Annotated in this window: 16 protein-coding genes and 2 pseudogenes; 12 read left to right on the top strand and 6 right to left on the bottom strand. The window is 69.7% G+C overall.

Going from position 1 to position 20,427, the window contains the following annotated elements; translation table 11 throughout:
* Positions 1–185: 185 nt before the first annotated feature.
* Together AC07FA_RS10030 and AC07FA_RS10025 are read right to left on the bottom strand one after the other, a co-directional pair.
* Positions 186–2,717: a bifunctional SulP family inorganic anion transporter/carbonic anhydrase gene (locus AC07FA_RS10030; protein WP_479074433.1), complete on the bottom strand. Its 2,532-nt coding sequence runs from the start codon at positions 2,715–2,717 to the stop codon at positions 186–188.
* A gap of 56 nt (positions 2,718–2,773) precedes the next feature.
* Positions 2,774–3,031 (bottom strand): hypothetical protein, encoded by a 258-nt coding sequence (locus AC07FA_RS10025; RefSeq protein WP_479074432.1) that lies wholly within the window; start codon positions 3,029–3,031, stop codon positions 2,774–2,776.
* On the opposite strand from AC07FA_RS10025, the gene AC07FA_RS10020 reads away from it, so the two are divergent.
* Positions 3,003–4,340 (top strand): polysaccharide deacetylase family protein, encoded by a 1,338-nt coding sequence (locus AC07FA_RS10020; RefSeq protein ID WP_479074430.1) that lies wholly within the window; start codon positions 3,003–3,005, stop codon positions 4,338–4,340. The two genes, AC07FA_RS10025 and AC07FA_RS10020, sit on opposite strands and share 29 nt — an antisense overlap.
* Before the next feature lie 98 nt (positions 4,341–4,438).
* Here AC07FA_RS10020 and AC07FA_RS10015 read toward each other — a convergent pair whose 3' ends face one another.
* The gene (locus AC07FA_RS10015) at positions 4,439–5,434 is read right to left on the bottom strand and encodes an ATP-binding protein (RefSeq protein ID WP_479074428.1); all 996 of its coding nucleotides are present in this window, start codon (positions 5,432–5,434) and stop codon (positions 4,439–4,441) included.
* Positions 5,435–5,536: 102 nt separating this feature from the next.
* Between AC07FA_RS10015 and AC07FA_RS10010 the strand changes: the two genes are divergently transcribed.
* Positions 5,537–6,361 carry a Fic family protein gene (locus AC07FA_RS10010; RefSeq protein ID WP_479074427.1) on the top strand — a complete coding sequence of 275 codons (825 nt, stop codon included), beginning with the start codon at positions 5,537–5,539 and terminating at the stop codon, positions 6,359–6,361.
* Between the two features lie 482 nt (positions 6,362–6,843).
* Here the strand turns inward: AC07FA_RS10010 and AC07FA_RS10005 are convergent, their stop codons facing one another.
* Complete coding sequence (locus AC07FA_RS10005; RefSeq protein ID WP_479074425.1) at positions 6,844–7,683, bottom strand: HAD family hydrolase; 840 nt, start codon at positions 7,681–7,683, stop codon at positions 6,844–6,846.
* 499 nt (positions 7,684–8,182) lie between these two features.
* Between AC07FA_RS10005 and ssd the strand changes: the two genes are divergently transcribed.
* From ssd to AC07FA_RS09985, 4 genes and pseudogenes are all read left to right on the top strand, one after another.
* On the top strand, positions 8,183–9,319 hold the full coding sequence (gene ssd / locus AC07FA_RS10000; protein WP_479074424.1) for a septum site-determining protein Ssd: 1,137 nt from the start codon (positions 8,183–8,185) through the stop codon (positions 9,317–9,319).
* A pseudogene (locus AC07FA_RS09995) lies at positions 9,316–10,179 on the top strand (TadA family conjugal transfer-associated ATPase); the annotation flags it as partial. The gene ssd and the pseudogene AC07FA_RS09995, both read left to right, overlap by 4 nt.
* A 98-nt stretch (positions 10,180–10,277) precedes the next feature.
* Entirely contained in the window at positions 10,278–11,525 is a 1,248-nt protein-coding gene (locus tag AC07FA_RS09990; protein ID WP_479074423.1) for a tyrosine-type recombinase/integrase, read from the top strand.
* Positions 11,522–13,957, top strand: a complete 2,436-nt coding sequence (locus tag AC07FA_RS09985) for a tyrosine-type recombinase/integrase (RefSeq protein ID WP_479074422.1) — start codon at positions 11,522–11,524, stop codon at positions 13,955–13,957. The genes AC07FA_RS09990 and AC07FA_RS09985 overlap by 4 nt, the downstream gene beginning before the upstream one ends.
* A gap of 67 nt (positions 13,958–14,024) precedes the next feature.
* Here the strand turns inward: AC07FA_RS09985 and AC07FA_RS09980 are convergent, their stop codons facing one another.
* A complete protein-coding gene (locus tag AC07FA_RS09980; protein WP_479074421.1) occupies positions 14,025–14,747 on the bottom strand; it encodes a TIGR02391 family protein in 723 nt (240 codons plus the stop codon).
* 53 nt (positions 14,748–14,800) lie between these two features.
* On the opposite strand from AC07FA_RS09980, the pseudogene AC07FA_RS09975 reads away from it, so the two are divergent.
* The 6 genes and pseudogenes from AC07FA_RS09975 to AC07FA_RS09950 all read left to right on the top strand — a co-directional run.
* A pseudogene (locus AC07FA_RS09975) lies at positions 14,801–15,094 on the top strand (TadA family conjugal transfer-associated ATPase); the annotation flags it as partial.
* A 23-nt stretch (positions 15,095–15,117) separates the two neighbouring features.
* Entirely contained in the window at positions 15,118–15,954 is an 837-nt protein-coding gene (locus AC07FA_RS09970; RefSeq protein ID WP_479075163.1) for a type II secretion system F family protein, read from the top strand.
* 5 nt (positions 15,955–15,959) lie between these two features.
* Positions 15,960–16,745, top strand: a complete 786-nt coding sequence (locus AC07FA_RS09965; protein WP_479074420.1) for a type II secretion system F family protein — start codon at positions 15,960–15,962, stop codon at positions 16,743–16,745.
* Positions 16,746–16,824: 79 nt separating this feature from the next.
* Positions 16,825–17,061 carry a DUF4244 domain-containing protein gene (locus AC07FA_RS09960; protein WP_479074419.1) on the top strand — a complete coding sequence of 79 codons (237 nt, stop codon included), beginning with the start codon at positions 16,825–16,827 and terminating at the stop codon, positions 17,059–17,061.
* Positions 17,048–17,458: a TadE family type IV pilus minor pilin gene (locus AC07FA_RS09955; RefSeq protein ID WP_479074417.1), complete on the top strand. Its 411-nt coding sequence runs from the start codon at positions 17,048–17,050 to the stop codon at positions 17,456–17,458. Before AC07FA_RS09960 ends, AC07FA_RS09955 begins: the two co-directional genes overlap by 14 nt.
* A gap of 107 nt (positions 17,459–17,565) precedes the next feature.
* A complete protein-coding gene (locus AC07FA_RS09950) occupies positions 17,566–17,892 on the top strand; it encodes an Rv3654c family TadE-like protein (protein ID WP_479074416.1) in 327 nt (108 codons plus the stop codon).
* A 48-nt stretch (positions 17,893–17,940) separates the two neighbouring features.
* Here AC07FA_RS09950 and AC07FA_RS09945 read toward each other — a convergent pair whose 3' ends face one another.
* A complete protein-coding gene (locus tag AC07FA_RS09945; RefSeq protein ID WP_479074415.1) occupies positions 17,941–20,415 on the bottom strand; it encodes a DEAD/DEAH box helicase in 2,475 nt (824 codons plus the stop codon).
* Between the last annotated feature and the right edge of the window lie 12 nt (positions 20,416–20,427).

Genomic DNA, 20,427 nt, shown 5'->3' with positions numbered 1-20,427 from the left:
GGGTGACAAGTGTCTGCCGGGAATTGGTTTAGACCTGTGTTCTCGTGTATGGGGCCACAGATCCCGCTTCCGTACGCAGCCGGGTGCGAGGCGGGTGCGAGGCGGAAGCGGGACCACAAGGTCTCACGGACCGGGCGGGGGTGTGGTTCAGGCAGGCCTGCGGTTCGGGCGAACGTGCCGCTCCGTCAGGCGTCGAGGGCGGTGCTGAGGTCGGCTCCGGGGCCGACGCGGTCGAAGACCTCGTCGGTGCCCGTACCCGTACTGGCCCCCTCGGCCAGCAGATACGCCTGTGCCTCGCCCACGTGGAAGTACATGCCGTGCAGTTCCAGCGTGCCTTCCGCCAGCCTGCGCGCCACCGATTCGTGGGCCCGCAGATGGTCCAACTGCTGGACCACATTGGTGAGGCAGAGCTGTTCCACCGCGTCGGCGGGCAGCCGTCCGGAGATCCGGGCCCAGGAGTGGTCACGCGACGCCATCCGCTCCAGGCTCGGCAGACCGTGCCGCAGCCACCGCCACAGAGGTGTCCGGGGCGCGCGCGGTTCGGAGCCGAGCAACGCCTGCATGGCACCGCAGCCGGAATGTCCGCAGACGGTGATGGACTCGACCCTCAGCACATCCACCGCGTACTCGATGGCCGCGGCCACCGAGTCGTCTCCGCTCTCGGTGGTCTCCGTGTCCGGCGGCGGGACGAGATTGCCCACGTTCCGCACGGTGAAGAGGTCGCCGGGGCCGCTCGACGTGATCATGCTGGTGACCAGCCGGGAGTCGGCGCAGGTGATGAAGAGCTGGGAGGGCCGCTGGCCTTCGGCGGCCAGCCGGGCCAACTCCTCGCGCACCAGTGGTGCCGTGTTGCGCTGGAAGGAACTGAGACCGTTGAGCAGGCGATGGGCTCCGGCGGGGCGTGGGGCTCCACCCGTCGTCACGTCCCCCGTGCTCGGGCTGCTGGGTTGATCCGTCCCACCGACGCGGTCGGCATCCCCCGGCCCGGACTTACCCCCGCCCGTGGCGTCTTGCGGCGTACCCCCGGTGGTGGCTGCGGCGGCGTGTTCGGCACGGTCGTGGCAGTGGTGGTTGCGCCAGGGGGTCCAGGGGCGGCAGCAGGAGTGCGCAGCCGCCGCGGGCTCGGCGACCCGGCCGCCCGACCTGCCGGTGAAGACGACGCGTCCACCCTGGGCGAGCTGGGCGCTGCGCCAGTCCTGGATCGCCTCGAACGCCGCGTGATCCATGAAGAAGCCGTCCAGCTCGACGATCGCATCGACGCCGGGGGGTAGCTGGCCGAGCGTCCTGCTCAGCCGCGGCACGGCCAGAAACGTCAACTGCCCGCGGACCGTCACCAGATGGCGCCCTTCCTGCTCCGTCACGGTGATCCTCGTGCGGGCCAGGCGGTGCAGTGCGACGGCCACCGCCACCGCGACGCCGAGCGCCACTCCCTTCAGCACCCCGAAGAGGACGACGCCGCTGATCGTCGCTCCGTACACCAGGAATTCGCGGTGCTTGTGGACGTTACGGATGTGGGCGAAGCTCACCATCTGGATGCCGACCATCATGACCAGGGCGGCGAGCGCGGCCAGCGGAATCCATTCGAGCACCGTGACCAGCAGGGCGGCGGCCAGCAGCACCCAGAGGCCGTGCAGCACCGTGGCCGCCCGGCCGGTCGCCCCGGCCCGTACGTTCGCCGAACTGCGCACCGCTCCACCGGAGATCGGCAGCCCGCCGAGCAGGCCCGCCAGCGAGTTGGCGATGCCCTGGCCCCGCAGCTCGCGGTCCAGATCGGAACGCCTGACCGCCTCGTGGCCGGACGGCCCGCCCCGGGAACGGTCTGCCGCACGGTCCGCCGCCATCTTGTCCACGGCGACCGCCGCGAGCAGGGACTCCAGGCTGGCCACCAGCATGACGGTGAACACCGCGGTGGCCAGGGCGAGAACGGGGCCCTGCGGCATTTCGGGCAGGGCGTGCGAGCGCCAGGACGGCAGGTCGACCCGGGCGATCCCCGGGGTCGCCAGGGCGGCGACCGCGGTCGCGATCACCACGGAGGCCAGCGCCGCCGGAATTCTCCGCACCACGTGACCGGCACGTCCCGGGAGGCGTGGCCACAGCACCAGGACGGCGATGGTCAGCGAGCCGATCAGCGGGGCGGCGGGACTGATCCGCTCCAACTGCGCGGGCAGAGCGAGGGCGTTGTCGACGGCGGAGCTCTGGGGCGAGCCGCCGAGCACGATGTGCAGCTGGGCCAGCGCGATGGCCACACCGATCCCGGCGAGCGTGCCGTGCACGATGGCGGGGCTGACGGCGAGCGCGCTGCGGGCCGCTCTCAGGGAGCCCAGCAGGATCTGTAGAAGCCCGGCGCCGATGGTGATCGCGCAGGTGGTCCGCCAGCCGTAGATCTGGATCAACTCGGCGGTGACGACGGTCAGTCCGGCGGAGGGGCCGCTGACCTGAAGAGGGGTGCCGCCGAGCAGCCCGGCGACGATTCCGCCGATGGCCGCGGAGACCAGGCCGGCCTCGAGTGGGGCGTCCATGGCGACGGCGAGGCCGAGCGACATGGGGACTGCGATGAGGAACACGGTGATCGACGCCGACAGGTCGGCGCCGGCGATGCGGAAGCGGCGTCCGCCGGGCGGCGGTGGCGGGCTGTGTGGTCGCTTGAATCCCGAGGCCCGGGAAGGGCGGGAACTGCGGGATGTGTGGTCATTACGGGTGGGGACGCATGCAGACATGTTCCCGTCTCCTCCGGGGCAGCGCGGTCGCGGAACGTGGGGGACGCGGCCGTGGGTCACGGCGTGCAGCGGCGGGATTTCTCAACTCTCAGTAAACGAATCGTAATGCAGAGTAAAGAGATGTGTCCATGATCTAGGGCAAATGGTCCTTTGAGCCACCCAATCAGGTGAATATGCAGCTTTTCATTCGGCCTGTCGTCCGGGTTCGTTCGGCCTGCGTGCGACGTTGGCCGCGCCGTGTCGGCACTTCGACGCACATAACCTGCAAGGAAGAGGGTGAGGCGGATGATGGCCGCCACGAAGAAGATCGTCATGGGTGTCATGGCGACGGCACTGGTCGCGGGCCTGGCGGGCTGTGCCGGCTCCGGTGCGGGTTCGGGGGCAGCCGGTTCCGGCGCCGAGAAGGGGGCCAACGGCCCGAAGGAGGACGCCCCGGCCGCAGCCCCCAAGAACAAGGTGCAGCTCATCGGCGACGGCTCCACCGCCTTCACCGGGCGGCAGCCGAAACTTCCCGCCCCCAAGCGCCTGGCGCCCGGTCAGAAGCCCCCGCAGTTCGTGGTGTTCTCCTGGGACGGAGCGGGTGAGGACAGTCAGAAGCTGTTCTCACACTTCCGCGGCGTGGCCAAGAAGAACAACGCGACCATGACGTACTTCCTCAGTGGCGTGTACCTGCTGCCGGAGGAGAAGCGGCACCTCTACAACCCGCCCCAGCACTCGGCGGGCCGCTCGGACATCGGCTTCAACGACACCAAGGGCATTCGCGACACCCTCACCGAACTGCGCGCCGCCTGGCAGGACGGCAACGAGATCGGCACCCACTTCAACGGCCATTTCTGCGGCAAGGACGGCGGAGTCGGGACCTGGTCCGTCGAGGAGTGGAAGAGCGAGATCCGCCAGGCGAAGGCCTTCGTCCAGAGCTGGAAGTCGAACACCCCGGAACTCAAGGCCGAGGCGCCACTGCCCTTCGACTACGAGAAGGAACTCGTCGGCGGTCGCACCCCCTGCCTGGAAGGGCAGGAGAACATGGTCGCCGCAGCCCGGACGATGGGCTTCCGGTACGACTCCAGCGGCGTCGGCAACCAGGTCTGGCCCAAGAAGAAGAACGGCCTCTGGGACCTGCCGCTCCAGCTCGTCCCCGTACCCGGCCGAGCCTTCGAGACCCTCTCGATGGACTACAACTTCATGTTCAACCAGTCCGGCACGACCAAGGGCGACCCCGCCAAGCACGAGTACTGGGGCAACCAGATGCGCGACGGTCTGATCCAGGCGTTCGACCGCTCGTACAACGGCAACCGGGCCCCGCTGATCATCGGCAACCATTTCGAGTCCTGGAACGGCGGCACGTACATGCGCGCCATCGAGGAGACCATCGAGACCGTCTGCACCAAGGAGGGCGTGCGCTGCGTCTCCTTCCGGCAGCTCGCCGACTGGCTCGACGCACAGGACCCGGCGACGCTGGCCAAGCTCGGCACGCTCGGCGTGGGCGAGGCGCCCAAGGCGAGCTGGGCCTCCTACCTCGGCCCGACGGGTCAGGGCAAGCAGGCCGCCAAGCCCGCTGCCGCCAAGCCCGCAGCCGGTGAGCCCGCCGCGAAGTCCGCCGCGGGTGAGCGGTCCGCCGACTGACGTCTGCGGCTCGTCGGGCCGGTGGGGCGTGTGGCGGCCGAGGCGTTGATGCCCCGGATGCCGCACACCCCGCCGGCCGCGGCCTCGTCCGGCCGCCGTCACGCGGGCTGCGCGACGCCCGTCTGCGCGTACCGCTCGTCGAGTACGAAGGCGGGGTCGACCTGCGCGGCGAGGTCGGCGCCCGTCTTCGCATTGCCCCAGCTCTCCGCGTTCTTCAGATGGAAGTGGACCATCTGACGCGTGTAGCGATCCCAGTCGCGTTGTGTGTACGAATCCTCCGCGGCGTCCTGCAGGGCCTGCAGCGCCATCCGGTTGTCCGCCTCCAGCAGCTCGAACCGGGCGGGACGGCCCTTCTCCATCGAGCGCACCCAGTCGGAGTGGCCAACGCCCACCAGCAGGTCGTCGCCCACCTCGGCCCGCAGGAAGTCCAGGTCGTCCTGGCACTGGACCTTGTTGCCGACCACCTTCAGCTCGACGCCGAAGTCCCGTGCGTACTCCTTGTACTGGCGGTACACCGAGACGCCCTTCCGGGTCGGTTCCGCGACCAGGAACGTCATGTCGAAGCGGGTGAACATCCCGGATGCGAACGAGTCCGAGCCCGCGGTCATGTCGACCACCACGAACTCGTCCGGGCCGTCGACCAGGTGGTTGAGGCACAGCTCGACCGCCCCGACCTTGGAGTGGTAGCAGGCCACCCCCAGGTCGGACTCGGTGAACGGGCCGGTGGCCATCAGCCGGATCTCCCCGTCGTCGAGCCGGACCGTACGCGCACAGGCGTCGTAGATCGGGTTGTCCTCGCAGACGCGCAGGAGTCGCGAGCCCTCGCCGGGCGGCGTCGTTTTGATCATCGTCTCGGCGGAGGCGATACGGGGGTTGTTGCCGCGCAGGTAGTCCTTGATGAGGGGGAGCTGCGCGCCCATGGCGGGCAGGGCGGCGGCCTCCTCCTCGTCGAGGCCGAGCGCGGCTCCGAGATGCTGGTTGATGTCGGCGTCCACCGCGACGACATGGGCTTCATTGGCAGCGAGGTGGCGGATGAAGAGCGAGGACAGCGTTGTCTTGCCGCTGCCGCCCTTCCCCACGAAAGCGATCTTCATGTTCACCTAGGGTAGTCGTACGATCGCGGTGTGCTGTCACACTTCGTGAAGAAGACCACTCCAAGGCGGTAAGGGTGTAGGGGGCGCGTAGCCTCGCTACTTATGAGTACGACTGCCTCAGACCCGCTCGCCGCGCTGGCTGCCCTGCCCGGCGTCACCGATGCCGTGGACTCCGTACGCAAGGCCGTGGACCGGGTCTACGGCCACCGTGTCATGCGGCGCCGGAGCAACGAGGTCACCGCGGAGGCGGCCCTGCGCGGCGCCCGCGGCTCGGCCGCGCTCTCTGGCGCCGACTGGAATCTGGAGGAGGTGCGCCGGCGCACCGACTTCAGAGGTGATGACGAGGCGCGCACGATCGGCGCGGCCCTGCGGCTGACCGCCGAGGCGGGGCAACTGCTCTCCATCTGGCGGCAATCGCCCCTCCGTGTCCTGGCGCGGCTGCACCTGGTGGCGGCGGGCGGGGCCTCTCCCGATGACGCCGTCGGGCGGCCGCGACTGGCAGGCGAGACCGTCGAAGAGCCGCTGATCGAGGCGCCGGTACCGGACGCCGACGAGGTCGCTGGACGGCTGGAAGGCCTGTCGCAGTTGATCATCGCGGGGAGCGCGGCGCCTGCGCTGGTCTCGGCGGCGATCGTGCACGGTGAACTGCTGGCTCTGCGTCCCTTCAGCTCCTGCAACGGTCTGGTCGCGCGGACGGCGGAGCGGATCGTGCTCATCGGCAGCGGCCTCGACCCGAAGTCGATCTGCCCGGCCGAGGTGGGCCACGCGGAGCAGGGGCGAGCGGCGTACGTGGCGGCCTTCGAGGGCTATCTGACCGGGACGCCGGAGGGCATGGCGGCCTGGATCGCACACTGCGGCCGTGCGGTGGAACTGGGGGTGCGGGAGTCGACGGCTGTCTGCGAGGCGATGCAGCGCGGCGCTGCCTGATGCCCTGGTGACCGGCGTTTCACGTGACGACCGGCGTTCCACGGCTGCCTGGGTCCACGGGCTGCGGGCTCACGGGCTGCGGTTACGGCCCCGAAAAGGGTTGCGGCGGTACCGGAAACCGGTACCGCCGCTGGCATGTCCGCCGGGTTACCAAGCGTCCTCGATATATGCCCATCAGGTCGGGTACTTCGCCCGTGCCCTGGTGCGGCTGGCCCGTAATCGACGGGTCGACGTCGCGTGGGTGCTCGGCTTTCATGCGCGGTCCGTGGGGCCGACTTGCGTGTGAAGGTCATCCTCGCGGATGTCCTTGGTCTCGCGGGCCGTTGAGTCCTTTGTACTCCCCTGGTGGAGGAAGGGAAAGTGGTGGCCGGACTTCTTTACTTTTAGGTTCAAATACGGGTGAGTCGGGCGGGACCGGGGGGCGGAGGGCGAATGCCGTGGGCCGTCGCGAGGGGACGGACGCGGCCTGCCCCCGCGGGGGATCAGCCGGCGAGCGTGGTGGCGCGGCGTCGGCTGGCGTACCAGACCAGTCCCGCGGTCACGGCTGCCGCGCCCACCGCCGCCGCTGCCACGAGCGCCGGGCGCGGGGGCATCGAGAAGGCGGGCAGTCGCTGCTTGAGTCGGACCGGCCGGTTGAAGACGAGAATCGGCCACTCCCGGAGGGTCGCCTCGCGCCGCAGCGCGCGGTCCGGATTCACCGCGTGCGGGTGCCCGACGGACTCCAGCATCGGCACATCGGTCGCGGAGTCGCTGTACGCGTAGCAGCGTGAGAGGTCATACCCCTCCGACACCGCGAGCGCCTTGATCGCCTCGGCCTTGGTCGGCCCGTAGGCGTAGTACTCGACCTCGCCGGTGAAGCAGCCGTCGTCGCCGACGACCATCCGGGTGGCGACAACCCGGTCCGCGCCCAGCAGCTCGCCGATCGGCTCGACCACCTCGGCGCCCGACGTGGACACGATGACCACGTCGCGGCCCGCCGTGTGGTGCTCCTCGATGAGGGTGGCGGCCTCGTCGTAGATGAGCGGGTCGATCAGGTCGTGAAGGGTCTCGGCGACGATCTCCTTGACCTGCTCGACGTTCCATCCTTTGCAGAGCGCGGAGAGATATTCGCGCATCCGCTCCATCTGATCGTGATCGGCGCCTCCGGCAAGGAAGACGAACTGTGTGTACGCAGTGCGCAGTACGGCGCGGCGGTTGATCAGCCCGCCTTGGTAGAAGGACTTGCTGAAGGTCAGCGTCGATGACTTCGCAATGACCGTCTTGTCCAGGTCAAAGAAGGCTGCTGTGCGCGGCGAGAAGCAGTTTTCCACAAGGCTGAGCATAGGGGCCCACCATTCGGCGTAAACTCTGGCGTGTGGGTTTGCCTGAGAAGGCTCTCGGGTACACCATGGAAGTCACGGATCGTTCGCGACCGTGCTAACCCGGTCCGGCTCCTCCCCCCCCGAGTCGGCCGTGGGGACGACCCCCGCTCTCCCCCCCGGCGGGGGTCGTCGCATGTCCGGACGCGGTTTGGCCGCCCGGGATCAATGTCTCCGCCCTCCTCCCAGCCGTGATGACCCGGCTCGGCGCGGGACTTTCTTCAGTTTGCCTCGTCACGGTGCGTTACGGAAGAGCTGCGCTCGGAAGTCGCCGGTATGGGTTACCGAGTTATTCACAACGCTGAAGTTGTCCACAGTTTTGCATCAAGATCCACATGTTTTTCCGAAGCACTGCACGGTGATTCCACCCGTGAAGTCCGCGGGTTCCGGAATCGCGCATCTCGGAACGCTCCGAGATCGCCGCGAACCGTACTGAGGGGGCAGTGGGAAGGGGGCGGAGATCGTGGCTGGATCGTTCGCACGAGAAGGTCTGCCGAGCTCGGAAGGGCGTCGGGGCGGGCCGTTGATCGTGACCGAGGACGTGGAGTTGCTCGACGATCTGCTGAGGCTCTGCGCGGCGGCCGGAGCGGAGCCGGAAGTTCATTACGGGCCGCCCGAACGAAGGGGCGGCTGGGAGCAGGCCCCGATGGTTCTGGTGGGCGACGACGCCGCCCCGCGATGCCGTGGCGCTGCCCGCAGGCGCGGCGTGATGCTCGTCGGGCGGGACCAGGACGCACCGGACGTCTGGCGGCAGGCGGTGGAGATCGGGGCCGAATATGTGCTGCGGCTGCCCGATTCGGAGGGCTGGCTCGTCGATCAGATCGCCAACGCGGCCGAGGGCGTGGGCCGTCCCGCGCTGACCGTCGGCGTGATGGGCGGGAGGGGCGGCTCCGGCGCATCCACGCTGGCCTGTGCGCTCGCGGTGACCGCCGCCAGGTCCGGCCGGCGGACGATGCTGATCGACGGAGACCCGCTGGGCGGTGGCATCGATGTGCTGCTCGGTGGTGAACGGGCCGATGGGATGCGGTGGCCGGATTTCGCCCAGTCCAAAGGGCGGGTCGGCGGCGGTGCGCTGGAGGACTCGCTGCCTGCCCTGCACGGGCTGCGGGTGCTGAGCTGGGGCCGCGAGGACGAGGTGGTCATCCCGCCGCAGGCCATGCGGGCGGTGCTGGCCGCCGCGCGCAGACTCGGCGGAGTGGTCGTCGTGGATCTGCCGCGCAGGGTGGACGAAGGCGTGGCCGAGGCGCTGGCGCAGCTCGATCTCGGACTCCTGGTGGTGCCGGGCGAACTCAGGGCGGTCGCGGCGGCCCAGCGGGTGGCGTCGATGGCCGGAATGGTCCTGGAGGACCTGCGGGTCGTCGCGCGGGGGCCGTACGCGGCGGGCCTCGACGAGCGATGGGTGGCCAACGCGCTGGGACTGCCGCTCGTGGGCGAACTGCCCTGGGAGGCCGGGCTTCCGGCGGCCCAGGACGACGGTGCGCCACCGGGGAGCGCGGTGCGCGGGCCACTGGCCCGGTTCTGCACGGCCTTCTGGGAGCAGGCGGGCGCCGCCGGTGGCGGAAGCCTCGCCGCCGGGCTTCCCGGCGGAGGTGTGTCATGACGGAAGCTCTCCTCGACGCCGTGCGGCAGCGTCTGGCCCGCAGCGGCGCGGCGCCGACCCCGGCAGGGGTGGCGGCGGCCCTGCGCGCCCAGGGGCGGCTCCTGGGCGATACGGAAGTGCTCGGCGCGGCCCGCGAGTTGCGGGGTGAGCTGGTCGGCACCGGGGTGCTGGAGCCGCTGCTCGCCGACCCCGCGGTGACCGATGTGCTGGTGTCCGCGCCGGACCGGGTGTGGGTGGACCGGGGCGGCGGGCTCGAACTGACCGGGGTCACCTTCGCGGACGCGGCCGCAGTACGCAGGCTGGCGCAGCGGCTCGCGGCCGTCGCCGGGCGGCGTCTGGACGATGCCCGGCCCTGGGTGGACGCGCGGCTGCCGGACGGCACCCGGATGCACGCGGTGCTGCCCCCGGTGTCCGTCGGCTCGACATGTCTGTCCTTGCGGGTGGTGCGGCCCAGAGCGTTCGCGCTGACGGAGCTGGTCGAGGCCGGCACGGTGCCGCCGGGCGGGGACCAGCTGCTGCGGGACCTGGTGGAGGCCAGGGTCTCGTATCTGATCAGCGGGGGGACGGGCGCGGGGAAGACGACGTTGCTGTCGAGCCTGTTGGGGGCGGTCGGGGAGCGGGAGCGGATCGTGCTCGCCGAGGACTCCGCCGAGCTGCGGCCGGACCATCCGCACGTGGTGCGCCTGGAGTCACGCCCCGCCAACCAGGAGGGCGCGGGCCGTGTGACTCTGCGGGACCTGGTGCGGCAGGCGTTGCGGATGCGACCCGACCGTCTGGTGGTCGGGGAGGTGCGAGGGGCCGAGGTCACTGAACTGCTCGCCGCGCTGAACACAGGGCACGAGGGCGGATGCGGTGTATTGACCGAACTAACTCTGACGTTTTCGCAGGTCAGAGGGCATTCTGTTAAGTTCCGGCAGTGCGTGACAGAAGAACACTCGAACGAAATCTGAAGACCTTCGTGCTGCCCGAGATCGGGCAGTTGCAAACGACAGGGGACGCTTGGGAGCCGTACCGGCTCATCGATCCGGAAGGGCAACGCGTCGAACCGGTCGCGATCTACTTCAAAGACCTGCTGACCGCAGACAGCCCGGCCACCACGCTGTATTCGTACGGCAACGACCTGCTGCGATGGTGGCGGTTCCTGTGGGCCCACGACATCGCATGGGACCGCGCCGTCCGTGAGGACGCCCGGGACTTCACGCTGTGGATGCAACTCGCGGACAAGCCGGTGCGGGTTCACTGGCGGCACCGCGGCAAGGATCCAGCCGAGATACCCGCGCGCAAGATTCCGGCCCTCTCACCAGGAACGCCTAACCCGGTAACCGGGAAGCCGACCATCGGCAAGAAGTACGCGCCCGCCACCCGGGCCCACTGCGAGACCGTGCTCCGGACCTTCTACGACTTCCATCTCGACCTCAACAGCGGCCAGTTGCTGGTCAACCCGTTCCCGTTGGACCGCAACCGCCGCAAGGGGCGGCCGCACGCCCACCACAACCCGACGGAGGAGTTCAAGCGCGAGCGGACCGGCCGCTACCGGCCGACCGTCCCAAACCGAATCCCCCGCCGGATACCGGACGACGAGTACACCAAGGTCTTCGCCGGCCTGCGCTCGCACCGGGACCGCGCCCTTCTTGCCTTCTGGGTCTCCACTGCCGCTCGTTCAGAAGAGTTGCTGACCGCGACCGGCCGCGACGCCCTGCCCGGCCAGCAACTCATCGGCGTAATCCGCAAAGGCACCCGGGACTACCAACAGCTGCCCGCGTCTCCCGACGCATTCGTCTGGCTCCGCCTCTACCAGGAAGAAGCCTGGCGCAACGGAGTCCCGCGGGGGCGCAACCAGCCTCTCTGGTGGACCTTGCGACGCCCTTGGCGGCCACTGAACTACGACGCCGCTCGCGCCATGTTCAAGCGTGCGGTTGAACTCCTGGGCGCCAACTGGACACTCCATGACCTGCGGCACACCGCGACATACCGCATGACCGAGGACCCGAAAATGTCGCTGGTCTACGTCCAGCACATCCTTGGCCACAAGGACCAGAGCACGCTCCAGAAGTACCTTCGCCCGAGCCGGGACGAGGTCATCTCCGCCGGGCTGGCCCACCATGCCCGGCAGGAGGCGAAGAAGAACGCCGCACCGCCGGCCCCCACCGCCCCCGCCTACAACGAGGACTCCATGAACACCCTCTTCGGAGGGCTCGTCGCATGACCACCGCAACCCTCACAGCCCCGCCGCAGGCCCCGCGCAAGCTCGCCGGCGCTGAGGCCGCAGCACTCCTGCAGAAGTTCCCGCCACGCCAGAATCTCGACTCCTGGTTCATCACCGAAGCCGACACCGACTACATCCTGGACCGCCTCCGGACACACCCCTTCCGCGCTGAAGGCGACAGCGCCCAGTCGACGCGCATGGTCGGTGCCCGGGCAATCCTGGCCTGGCTTGCGACCTTTCCCGGATCGACCTGGCAGGCCAACTGGGACGCCAGCCCCGCAGCACCCTCGACCGCCGGCTGGCACCACACGGTCCTCGACTGGGCCGCCGCCGAACTCGGCCGCCGGCCGACTTCGGCCTGCCTCTCCTCCGGGACTCTGGCCCTGATCTGCGCAGACGTCATCCGCCCCTCTCCGGCCTGGTTGGCCGCCAGCTCTTCCAACGCCCTGCGCCCGGCCATGGCGGCGGCCCGCGACCCAGAAGGGTTCGCGCGCCTGGAGGCCCAGTTCCCCGCGGCCATCCGGTCCACCCGGCATGCCTCCGCGGCCCTCAAGGCCGTCGCCCGCATCCTGGCCGCCTTCGGCGGCCTCGTCGAGGACATCACCGTCGGGGACCTCCTCGTCCTCCTTCAGGAAACCAACCACGACGCAGCCCGCGGGGCCCGCATCGCCTACACCGCTCTGCGCGACCGCGGCCAGTTTCCGCCGGACGCCCCGGCGACCCTGCTCCGGCTCCAGACCCGCACAGGCCAGGTGACCCCTGCCGAACTCGTGGACCGCTACCACCTGCGCTGCCGCCCTGTCCGCGACCTCCTCGTCGACTACCTCACCGAACGCCAACCGTCGCTCGACCACAACTCCTTGATCAGCCTGTCGGCGGCTCTGGCCAACAATTTCTGGCGGGACCTCGAACGTCACCACGAGGACATCTCCTCGCTGCATCTAACTCCGGAAATCGCCGCGGCCTGGAAGGCCCGCGTCAACGTGGTCACCCGCCGCCGGCGCATGCCAGACGGTCAGGTCATCGAGACCACTACGCCCCGCAACAGCGCACCTGCGGTCAAAACTCTCGTCCGGGCGTTCTACTTCGACATCGGCCAGTGGGCCCTGGACGAGCCGGCCCGATGGGGACCTTGGGCAGCACCCTGCCCCATCACCGAAGCTGACTGCTCAGACAAGAAGACCAAGCAACGGCAGAAGACCGCCTCCGACCAGCGGACCCGTGAGCGACTCCCCGTGCTGCCCGCTCTCATTCGCGTCGCCGATCGTCGGCTCAAGGAAGCCCGCGCTCGTCTCGAAGCACTCCACGCCACACCTCTCGGCACCCAGTTCACCGTCCTCGGAGAGACGTTCACAACGCCCAAGGGAACCTCCCGGGCCGGCCTCACGGGCCAGGCATACGACGACACAGGCCGCCGCCGGGACATCGAGGCCGAGGAAAAGCGGGCCTTCTGGGGTTGGGCCACCATCGAGATCCTCCGGCACACGGGAATCCGCATTGAGGAGCTACTGGAACTCGGCCATCACAGCATTATTCGCTACAAGCTTCCCACCACAGGGGAGTTCGTTCCTCTGCTGCAGATTGCGCCATCGAAAACAGACCAGGAACGCCTGCTGCTTGTCACTCCCGAGCTTGCTGACGTCCTGAGCATCGTGGTCACACGCGTCCGCGGTGAGAACAAAGCAATTCCATCGGTTCCCAGCTACGACATTCATGAGAAGGCTTGGAACGACCCGATGCCACTTCTCTACCAATGGAATGTTTCAGGCGAGAGGCGGCCTATTTCATCAAACACGGTTCGCGACGCTCTCAATGATGCACTCATAGCCACGGGACTCACTGACGCTACCGGAAAACCGCTAAAGTTCCAGCCACACGACTTCCGACGGATCTTTATCACCGACGCGATTCTCAACGGGCTGCCCCCGCACATCGCCCAAGTCATTGCCGGGCACACCAACATAAATACCACTATGGGTTACAACGCTGTCTACCCGGTCCAGGCCATCGAAGCTCACCGGTCATTTATCGCCCGACGCCGCAGCCTCCGCCCTAGGGAGGAATACCGCGCAGTCACCTCGGAAGAATGGAACGAGTTTATGAACCACTTCGAACAGCGCAAGCTAGCGCTGGGATCGTGTGGTCGCGCTTTCGGCACCGACTGCATTCATGAACACGCTTGCGTTCGATGCCCTGTCCTAATCGTCGATCCTGCGGAAAGAGGCCGGCTTGTTGAGATCCGCGACAATCTAGACGAACGAATCGCCGAGGCGAAGCGTGAAGGATGGTTGGGCGAGGTCGAGGGACTGTCGGTCAGCAGGGACGCCGCAGAAGAGAAGATCGACCAGCTAGATGCCCGGCAAGAGAAGAAGGATTCGCCTGTCTTCCTCGGAGTTCCCAGCTTCAGTCAAATCGCTATTCACGCGAATTAGACCATCCACGCCAAAGAGTCTGACCTAGGACCTAATAAGAAGAACGACCCGAGGTCCTACTTCCCCTCTACTCGTGGTGCAAGTCTTCACCATGCTGATGGCGGAGCTGGGACAGGATCAAGCTCCCCAGTCCGAGAACACCGAATGCATATCGCTTTGCGTCGTCACGCTTTTGGATATTGTGGCGATCTACATTGCTCAGCGCCTGAGCAAACCCCATTCCCAGCCCTCGCCAACCTTCCCACTCGCCGGGCTCCTTGCCGAGCCGATACTGGGCATCGGTAGCGAATACAGCAGCGAAGAGACTTTTGCCGACCAATACCTGGCCGTTGTTTCCCCGGGGGTTTCCGCACCATCTCCGAACGCAGTCTTCGACATAGATGGCGGTCTGGCTGGAGACCGTTTGCCAGTCCTCGCTTTGGACATGCTTCTGAACGTGAGACCACAGGGCTGGGTCAAACGTTGTTTCATCCACTGCGTCGTCGCTGGTTCCGGCGTCGGACAGCTCGAATAGGGCTGCTTCGATTACGCCGTTAGCCTTCTTCAGGCCACCAATAAAAATGCGCTCGCCATAGTCGTCAGACATTCCTGAAGAATATACAGACGGCGAGTATTTGACCTTGTCGAAATCCTTCAGCAAGTGATGATCTGAACCCAGGGCGCGAATGAGAGTGGACTTGACGCGGCCTTTCCATGACGTGATTTCACCAGGGGGGCGAAGCTCGATCCCTCGGCGATCAGCTTCTTCCTTGAGTCCCGTCAGGACCTCGATGGCTCGCTGGGTATGCATCGACACACGGTACGACCACGTGTGCACAAGGGCATAGCAGTTAGTTCAGAGAAGGCACGGTGCACGCCAACGCCGCCGAACACGTCCCGGCCCGTCTTGAAGCGCTGGGGACGGCCGCGGGGCTCGACCGGACGGCCCTGCACAGCCAGTTGGCGGCCGCCCTGTCGGTGGTGGTCCATCTGGTGCGGGACCGGGGTGGACGTCGGAGGCTCACCGAGATCCATGTGCTGGAACGGGACGCGGCGGGGCTGGTGGTGACCGTGCCCGCCTTGCGCTGGGGCGCCGACGGGTTCGTACGGGAGCGGGGCTGGGAGCGGCTGCGGTCGCTGATCGGGGGCGCGTCGTGACAGGCGTGGGGCCGGGGTACGCGATGTACGCGGCGGCAGTGTGTGCCGGGCTGGCGGCCTGGGCCGGTGTGCAGCGCGATCCGGCGCTGCGTCGGGCGCGTGTGCTGTTCGTGGACGGGGCGCCGGAGCCGAGTCGGCTGGGGACGTACTGGGCGGCGATGCCGGTGATCCTCCGCGGGCGGCGTGAGTGGCTGTGTGTCCCGGTGGCGGTGCTGCTCGCCGTGCTGGGCGGGTCGGTGCTGCCGTTGGCCGCGGGGGCCGTGGCGGTGCCGCTCGTGCGGCGGTGGCTGCGGGTGCGGTCCCGGCGGAGCGAGCGGGAGCGGGCGGCGGATGCGGTGATGGGGCTGTGCGGTGCGGTGGTGGGGGAGTTGCGGGCGGGGCGTGAGCCGGGGCAGGCGTTGCTGGTGGCTGCCCGTGACTCGGGGGAGGCGCTCGGCGAGGCGGAGGCCGCCGTGCTTGCGGCCGCGCGGTTCGGTGGGGATGTGCCGGGTGCGTTGCGGCAGGCCGCGGATGCGCCAGGGCATGAGGGGCTCGCCGGAGTGGCGGCGTGCTGGCGGGTCGCGGTGGACGGCGGGGCGGGGCTCGCGGCCGGACTCGACCGCCTGGAGGGCGCGTTACGGGCGGACAGACGGCGGCGGGAGGAGCTGCGGGCCCAACTGGCGGGCGCTTGGTCGACGGTCGTGGTGCTGGCCCTTCTGCCGGTGGCAGGGCTGGGGCTGGGTGCGGCGCTCGGGGCCGATCCCTTGCGGGTCCTGCTGCACAGTCCGGGCGGGCTGGCGTGCCTGGCGGCGGGGGGAGTGCTGGAGGCGGCGGGCCTGGTGTGGGCCCGGCGGATCGTCAGGGCGGGTGAGGCGGCGTGAACGGGATGACAGGGGGTGCTGTCCACGCCCTGGGGATCGTCGGGACGGTGATGGGCACGGCCGCGTATCTGGCGCTCGCCGTCGCCGGGCGCCGGCGGGAGCGGGCGATGCGCAGACGGGGGTCGTTGCTGCTGGCGATCGGAGGGGGGAAGCGGCGCCGGTGGCGGCCGGGAGTCCAGGCGGGTGCGCAGAGGTGGGCGGCGCCGTTCGGGGCAGCGGCAGTCGGCTGGGTTCTGGTTGGCGGGCTGCCGGGCTGTGTGGCAGCGGTGGGCGCGGCGTACGGGACGTGGCGCTGCCAGCGGTCGTGGATGGCGCGTGACGCGGGATCCGCCGATGCGGAGGCGGCTGCGACGGCAGGCCAACTTCCGCTGGCCGCAGATCTGCTGGCGGCCTGCCTCACCGCCGGGGCCGGTCCCAGGGAGGCGGCGGAGGCAGTGGGGGAGTCCATGGGCGGCCCGGTCGGTGAGCGGCTGGCCAGGGCGGCGGCGGAGGTCCGGCTCGGCGGGGAACCGGCCGAAGCGTGGGGGCGGTTCGCGAACATACCGGGCGCGGAGCCGCTGGCCCGCTGCCTGGACCGGGCCGGCTCGACCGGGGCACCGGCGGCGGAACCTGTCACCCGGCTGGCCGAAGCGATGCGCGCCGAACGGGCGAGTGCGGCCGTGGCCCGTGCCCAGCGTGCCGGCGTCCTGATCACCGCGCCGGTGGGGCTGTGTTTTCTGCCCGCCTTCCTGGCGATCGGGGTGGCACCGGTGGTGATCGGGCTGGCGACCGGACTGCTGACCGACGGCTGACGCGAAAGCGGCGGTGCCTCCTTTCGGGCGCCTGCCGGTTCATGAAAATCGACATATCTATTCAATTTCGGGGGTTGAGATGAGCGGGAACTTCAGGGAACGCGCGCTGGGTTCGGTGCGCCGGGCATGGGCCGCCAAGCGGAGCCTGCTGGGCAGGTTCGGCCGGTCGGACCGTGGGATGACGACTTCCGAGTACGCGGTGGGAACCATCGCGGCCTGCGGGTTCGCCGCGGTGCTCTACAAGGTCGTGACGAGCGGGCCCGTGCTCTCGGCGATGCAGTCGTTGATCAAGGACGCCCTCGATGCGAAGTTCTGAGGCCGGGCGGAAGTGCCGGGCGCCTGGCGCTTCCGCCCGGGACCGGGGTGCCGTGACGGCGGAGGCGGCGATGGTCATTCCCGCCCTGGTCGCCTTCGCGCTGGTCCTGATCTGGGCCCTGGTGGCAGCCGCCTCCCAGATCCGGTGCGTGGACGCGGCGCGGGCGGGGGCGCGGGCGGCAGCCCGTTCGGAGCCGGATGCGGCGGTGCGGGAGGCGGCACGGTCGGCGGCGCCCCGGCAGGCGCGTGTCGAGGTGGAGCGGTCCGGAGAGCTGTGGCGGGTCCGCGTGGAGGCACCGGCACCGGGGCCAGGCCCGTTGGCGCTGACGCTGAGCGCGGAGGCGGCCGCGCTGGCCGAGGACACGGTGGGAGTGGACACGGTGGGAGCGGAGCCGTGAGGGGGCGGAGGCGAGGGCTGACGCTCGGGGCAGGGGCAGGGGCAAGGACAGGTTCCCGGTCCCGAGCCCGGCCCCGAGCCCGAGCCGGTGATCAGGGGCTGGCGACGGTGTGGGTGGCGGCGACCACGGCCACCCTGTGCGCGGTGTTCGCGGTGGTGCTCGCCCTGGGGCAAGCCGTGGCGGCCCGGCACCGGGCCGGCGGCGCGGCTGATCTGGCCGCCCTCGCCGCGGCCGACCGCGCCCTTCAGGGCCCGGCAGCCGCGTGCGAGGCGGCCGGGCGGGTCGCCGGGGCACAGGACACGGTGCTGGTGCGCTGCGCGGTGCGGGGAGAGATCGCTGACGTGACGGCGCGCGCCCGCTTCGGCCCGTACGCGCCAGAGATCAGGTCCCGCGCGGGACCGCCGGAAGGGGCGGGGGCCTCAGGAACGGGCTGACCGGGCGGAATCGCCAGGTCTGCTGCGGCGCCGGGGACTTCGCCCGTGCTACTCCTTCTGGGCTTCTTCCGGGGGCGGGGGAGCCGTGCGGAGGAGTTCGGTGAGGAGACGTACGGCGCCTCGCTTGTGCAGGGGCTCGTTTCCGTTGCCGCACTTGGGGGACTGGATGCACGACGGGCAGCCCGCGTCGCACTCGCAGGATGCGATGGCCTCGCGGGTCGCCGTCAGCCACGTCCGGGCCGTGTGGAAGGCCCGCTCGGCGAAGCCGGCGCCGCCCGGGTGGCCGTCGTAGACGAAGACCGTGGGCAGCAGGGTGTCCGGGTGGAGCGGCACGGAGACCCCGCCGATGTCCCAGCGGTCGCAGGTGGCGAAGAGCGGGAGCATCCCGATCGACGCGTGCTCGGCGGCGTGCAGCGCGCCGCCGAGGATCTCCGGATTGATCCGGGCGGCATCGAGCTGGTCCTCGGTGACCGTCCACCACACGGCGCGGGTACGCAGGGTGCGGGGCGGCAGATCGAGCTTGGTCTCGCCCATCACCTCCCCGGTGATCACCCTGCGGCGCAGGAAGGAGACGACCTGGTTGGTGACCTCCACGGAGCCGTAGCAGAGCCGCCCGTCGCCCCAGGGGATCTCGGTGTCGGTCTCCAGGACGGCGATGGCGGTGGTGTCCCGGGCGGTGGTCGAGTACGGCGGGTTCGCCTCCTCGACGAGGGCCACCGAGTCCTCCAGGTCCAGTTTCCGCACCAGGTAGGTGCGGCCCTGGTGGAGGTGGACGGCGCCCTCGTGGACGGCGGTGTGCGCCGCCGACTCGTCGACGGTGCCGAGCAGACGGCCGGTGCCCTCCTCGACGATCTGGACCGGACGGCCGCCCTCGCCCCGGATGTCGGTGAGATCCGCCGCGCGCTCCCGGCGGGTCCAGTGCCAGCCCGACGGGCGCTTGCGCAGCAGTTTCGCGGCCTCCAGCTGCGGCAGCAGATCAGGCACCGCCGGACCGAAGAGCGCGATGTCGGACTCGGTGAGCGGGAGCTCGGCGGCTGCCGCGCACAGATGGGGGGCGAGGACGTACGGATTGTCCGGATCGAGGACGGTCGACTCCACGGGCTGCTGGAACAGCGCCTCCGGGTGGTGGACCAGATAGGTGTCCAGCGGGTCGTCCCGGGCGACCAGGACGGCGAGTGCGCCCTGACCGGAGCGGCCGGCCCGGCCGGCCTGCTGCCACAGGGACGCCCTGGTGCCCGGGTAACCGGCGATGACGACGGCGTCCAGGCCCGAGACGTCGATGCCCAGTTCCAGGGCGGTGGTGGCGGCGAGGCCGAGGAGCTCGCCGGAGTGCAGGGCGCGTTCCAGGGCGCGGCGTTCCTCGGGGAGGTAGCCACCGCGGTAGGCGGCGATCCGCTTCGGCAGCGAGCGGTCGACCTCGGCCAGGCGTTCCTTGGCGATCACGGAGATGAGCTCGGCGCCGCGCCGGGAGCGTACGAACGCCACCGAGCGGACGCCCTGAAGGGTCAGGTCGGTGAGGAGGTCGGCTGTCTCGGCCGTGGCCGTACGGCGTACCGGGGCGCCCTTCTCGCCGTGGAGTTCGGTCAGCGGGGGTTCCCAGAGGGCGAAGACCAGCTCGCCGCGGGGCGAGGCGTCGTCGGCGACCTCCTTCACGGGGAGGCCCGTGAGGCGGCCTGCGGCGACCGAGGGATCCGCCGCGGTGGCGGAGGCGAGGAGGAAGACCGGATCGGCGCCGTAACGGGCGCACAGGCGGCGCAGGCGCCGCAGCACCTGGGCGACGTGGGAGCCGAAGACGCCCCGGTAGGTGTGGCACTCGTCGATGACGACGAAGCGCAGGGCGCGCAGGAACGAGGACCAGCGGGGATGGGAGGGCAGGATTCCGCGGTGCAGCATGTCGGGGTTGGTCAGGACGTAGTTGGCGTACTGACGTACCCACTCGCGTTCCTCGACGGGAGTGTCTCCGTCGTACACGGCGGGCCTGATCGCGTGGCCGAGGGGCGCCGCGAGTCCCTTCACGGACCGCCGCTGGTCGGCGGCGAGGGCCTTGGTGGGGGCGAGATAGAGGGCGGTCGCCCCGCGCCCGTTCGGGGCTTGCGAGCCGTCGAGGAGGGTGCTGAGGACCGGCGCGAGGTAGGCGAGCGACTTCCCGGAAGCGGTCCCGGTGGCGATCACGACGGATTCGCCGTCCAGGGCGTGCTCGGCGGCGGTGGCCTGATGTGTCCACGGATGGTCGATTCCGGCCTGCTGAATCGCCGCGACGACTTCTGGGCGGATGCGATCCGGCCAGATGGCATGGGTTCCCGCCCGCGGGGGCAAGTGCTCCGTATGAGTGATGCGCGCGGACCGGCCCGCCCCTGCGGCGAGCCGGTCGAGGACCACGGCGGGAGAGGGGCGGGAGCCCCCGTTCTCGGGCGGTCGACTGGGGCGGTGATTCTTGGCCATCGGCACCGAGTGTGTCACTGGCGTGGCGGACAATGGTCCCAAGGCGTCGTGCATGGCTGCTGGTAAGTGATTGAATGCCATCGCGGCTGGCGA

Source organism: Streptomyces sp. NPDC045968, from assembly GCF_056430475.1.
The sequence above is the reverse complement of the archived record's forward strand: the minus strand, read 5'-3'. Positions and strand labels throughout refer to the sequence as shown.